The sequence below is a fragment of the Flavobacterium sp. genome, from assembly GCF_043780635.1.
Classification (GTDB): domain Bacteria; phylum Bacteroidota; class Bacteroidia; order Flavobacteriales; family Flavobacteriaceae; genus Flavobacterium.
Map to the genome: position 1 here is coordinate 1 of NZ_JAYWCK010000107.1, position 4,214 is coordinate 4,214.

Sequence of the window (4,214 nt, forward strand, 5' to 3'; positions counted from 1 at the left end):
TGTCTCTTATGAATGTGTTCGCTCATAAAACAAAGATAATAATTTTACTTACCATCGAACCCCGAAGCAGAGCTTCGAGGAATTCTTTTGATTAAATTTGTTTATATCCAATAAATCACAATATCTTTGTAGTTATTTAAACAACTATTGCTATGGAAACTATTTTTACAAATGAAAATTTATATAGTATTTTGTCCGGAAGAACCCATTCCGTTTTTAACAGGGCTTTATTAAATAATTTCAGAAAAAACAATATCTCATTAACAAAAGAGCAATGGACAATATTAGGTGTTCTATGGCAGAACGACGGTTGCTCACAACAAACTCTTGCAGATAAAACTTACCGAGATAAACCAGGTATTACCCGCTTGGTTGATAATTTAGAGAAAGAAAATCTGGTGGAACGACGACCAGATGCAAAAGACAGACGATTGAATTTAATTTTTCTCACGCCCAAAGGAAAAATAATCGAAAAAGAAGTAATAGAAATTGTAAATCAAACGCTTGAAGATGCCATAAAAGGAATAGATCTTGAAAACCTCAAAATCGTAAGAGACACTTTCCTGCAGATTTACGACAATTTAGAACTCAAAATAAAATGAAAAAATATTTAGCATTAACCATCATCTCCCTGATGTTCTTTGCCAACGCAAATGCCCAAATACTAATTTCGACTTCCTTAGACGAAGCGATAAACAAGGCAATAGAAAAAAACAGTTCGATTAAAAATAAAGAACTCGAAATTGAAAAAATCAACCTCCAAAAAAAAGGTCTTTGGAACAAGTACATTCCTACTTTGGAAGCCAGCGGACTTTATACCTATTACGACAATAAACTGACCATAGACGCACCTTCGGTAACGGTTCCTGTGGTAAATTTAACCTTGTTTGACGGTAAACAAACTTTCAATAATTATGGAAATATCTTCAATGGAAGCGTGATGGCAAAAACGGTTTTGTTCAGTGGAATGCAAATACCAAACGGAGCAAAAGCCTTGGAACAAAAAGCCAAAGGCGCGGAATATTTGAAAGAATCCGAAAAAGACGGTGTCATCAAGGAAGTAATCAACACCTTTGACCAATTAACCTTGTTGAACGAAGTAGAAAAGCTGATCAATGATAGCGACAAAAGATTGCAAACGGAATCCAAAAGAGTTTCGAAAGCAATCGAACAAGGTTTAGCTGTTCCTTATGACAGGGATAAAATAAAATTAGCATCATTAGAATTGAATTCAAAAAAAATTGAGCTAGATGGTAAACGCAAATTGGTCTATCGAAAACTTCGCTATCTAACAGATTATTCCGATTCAGAGATTAATAATGTCAAACACGATTTGGTTCCATATATCATAACTTCAGACAAACTGAGTCCAGAAAACAAGCAAGAAATCAAAGCCTTGGAATCATACAAACTAGCCAACGAATATATGTTGAAAAAAGAAAAAGGAACCTATTTACCTACTTTAGGAGCTTTTGGAGGCGTAACTTATTCGAGTCTTTTTGATGCAAATACAACAACTCCAGTGATTCCTGGATTAAACAAACCATTGAATTTATCCATAAACGAAATGACTATGAGTCCAAACTGGATGATTGGAGCAGCGATGAAATGGGAAATATTTGCTGGTTTTGAAAGAGAACATAAAATTCACGAAGCCAAAATAAATATCGAACAAGTACAAAACCAAATTGACGATACTAAAGAAAAACTGGAATTACTTTTAGAAAACAACTATGTGAATTATTCGGTTTTAAATCAAAAAATAGAAATAACTAACCAACAGGAAAAAGTAGCCAACAACAATCTTTCTTTGGCCATAAAACAGTATAAGGAAGGTTTAATAAACATTTCCGAACGCCTGGAAGCCGAAAATGATTCTTTTAAAGCAGCTGTAAACAAAATTAATACACTAATAGAACAACGCTTGTCGGCCATTGAAACCATTATAGCCACAGGCGAACTCACACAACATATATCAAAATTAAATTAATAGTTTATGAAAAGAATAATCATTTTACTAGCCATCACATCCCTTTTAATAAGTTGCGAAAAGAATATAAACAAAGGGCAAATTCAAGGAAAAATTGAAAACGAACAAATTGCAGTAGTGAGCAAAATTCCAGGGAAAATTTTAAAAATATTTGTCAAAGAAGGGGATTTAGTAAAAAAAGGTGACACACTCGCAATATTAGACATTCCGGAAGTTAATGCTAAAATAAATCAGGCCGAAGGAGCTGTGGTATCAGCAAAAGCACAATACAATATGGCTGTAAAAGGGGCAACTGATAACCAAATCAAACAACTTGAATCAAAAAAACAAGGACTGAAAGAACAATATCAATTTGCAAAAAAATCGATTAATCGATTGAGTAATATGCTCAAAGATTCTTTAGTTTCCCAACAAACCTACGACGAAGCTTACGCCAAATACGAAGGTGCGCAAGCCCAATACAATGCTGTTCTGGCCGAATTAGATGATGCCAAAAAAGGAGGTCGAATCGAACAACAAACTATGGCTTTAGGCCAACAAGACAGAGCTTACGGAGCATTGCAAGAAGTTGAAACTGCTGATAAAGAACGCTACGTGATTGCACCTCAAGATATGAGCATCGAAACAATAACGCTAAATATTGGCGAATTAGCATTACCGGGATACACCTTGTTTAATGGCTATATTTCAAATAGCACATATTTCCGTTTTACAATTCCAGAAAGCCATTTGGATAAATTAAAAAAAGGGCAGGAAATAATCATTCACATTCCTTATAATAAAAAGGAAATCAAGGGAACTGTCTCCACCATAAAACAGTTGGGCGCATACGGAAATATAGCAACTGCCTATCCTGATTTTGAAATGCAGGAAAGTCTGTTCGAAATAAAAATAACCCCTTCAAACAGCGAAGAAGCTAAGGATTTAATCACAAAAGCAACTGTAACTCTAAAGCTATAAATTATGCGACATTTTTCCACACTCCTCAACCGGGAATTCAAAATGTTTTGGCAAAATAAAGTGCTTCGGCTGCTTTTTATTGGAGCACCATTGCTCTACGGAATTTTGTTGGGCTATGTTTATGGCAAAGGTAAAGTGACCGATTTACCCATAATTGTAGTCGATGAAGATCGCAGCGAAATGAGCTCAAAAGCTATACAAATGTTTGAAGACAACGAAGTGCTGAATATCTCTACCCTACTTTATGACCAAAATAATCTTTCCCAAATTGCCATCGAAAAAGAAGCAACCTGTGTTGTGATTATTCCAAAAGGTTTTGAAAAAATGGTGTTGACCAAAAAATATCCCGAAGTAGTCACAATTGTAAATGCCTCGAATGTTTTAACTGCCAATTACGCTTCTTCAGCCTTACAGGTTTGCTTGGGAACATTAAAAGTAGGAGTTCAAATGGAAACTTTGCGAAAACAAGGAACACCAGAAAAACTGATTAGTTCACAATACGAACCCTTCAAAACTACCTTTATCAAAAAATACAATCGAAGCACAAACTATATGTATTTCCTTTGGCCTGGTGTTTTGGCTGCAGTATTACAACAAGTTTTATTACTGGGATTGGCACTTTCTTTTGCATCGGAATTTGAACACGGAACATTCAAAAAGCTAGTCCAAAAATGCCCGTCAATGTTTAAATTGATTTGGGTCAAAATTATTCCTTACATGATAATGAGTTTTGGGCTTTGGATATTATTTTGGCTCTTTACCCTATGGTTTAGAATTCCATTATACCACAATCTTTTACCACTAACAATCATAGCCGGAATATTTGTTCTAGTGGTCAGCTTTATGGGGATTTTGGTCAGTATCTTAATTCCCTCACAATTAAAAGCAACAGAAATACTGATGGTAATTGCCACGCCAAGCTTTATTTTGAGTGGTTTTACTTGGCCTTTAAGCCAAATGCCGGTTTGGGTTCAAGGAATCGCCAATGTGATTCCACTTACCCATTTCTTGAAAGCTTTTCGTATTTTGATTATCGAAGACGGAACATTTTCACAAACTTACGGAGTCATTTCTAATTTGCTGATTATTGGTTCCATTTGCGCCATTCTCTCTTATATTGCTTTGTATTTCAAGAGAAAAAGTGTTTTAAAAGAAGTCTAAATCCAAATGAATAACCCCGAAGCAGAGCTTCGAGGTATCGTGTTAGTCGAATAAGAAACTCAATTGATTTCTATGAAATTTTTTATACTTGTTTTTCTCATCT

The 4,214-nt window shown here is 34.9% G+C and carries 4 protein-coding genes; all 4 read left to right on the forward strand.

Annotated features, from left to right (window positions below; translation table 11 throughout):
* Positions 1–152 precede the first annotated feature (152 nt).
* From ACH2BV_RS09775 to ACH2BV_RS09790, 4 genes are read left to right on the forward strand one after another with little or no spacing between them, the layout of a single operon-like run.
* Positions 153–602: a MarR family winged helix-turn-helix transcriptional regulator gene (locus ACH2BV_RS09775; RefSeq protein ID WP_395050541.1), complete on the forward strand. Its 450-nt coding sequence runs from the start codon at positions 153–155 to the stop codon at positions 600–602.
* Positions 599–1,990, forward strand: a complete 1,392-nt coding sequence (locus ACH2BV_RS09780) for a TolC family protein (protein ID WP_395050542.1) — start codon at positions 599–601, stop codon at positions 1,988–1,990. The genes ACH2BV_RS09775 and ACH2BV_RS09780 overlap by 4 nt, the downstream gene beginning before the upstream one ends.
* Positions 1,991–1,996: 6 nt before the next feature.
* Positions 1,997–2,950 (forward strand): HlyD family secretion protein, encoded by a 954-nt coding sequence (locus ACH2BV_RS09785; protein ID WP_395050543.1) that lies wholly within the window; start codon positions 1,997–1,999, stop codon positions 2,948–2,950.
* 3 nt (positions 2,951–2,953) lie between these two features.
* Complete coding sequence (locus ACH2BV_RS09790; protein WP_395050544.1) at positions 2,954–4,111, forward strand: ABC transporter permease; 1,158 nt, start codon at positions 2,954–2,956, stop codon at positions 4,109–4,111.
* Positions 4,112–4,214 lie beyond the last annotated feature (103 nt).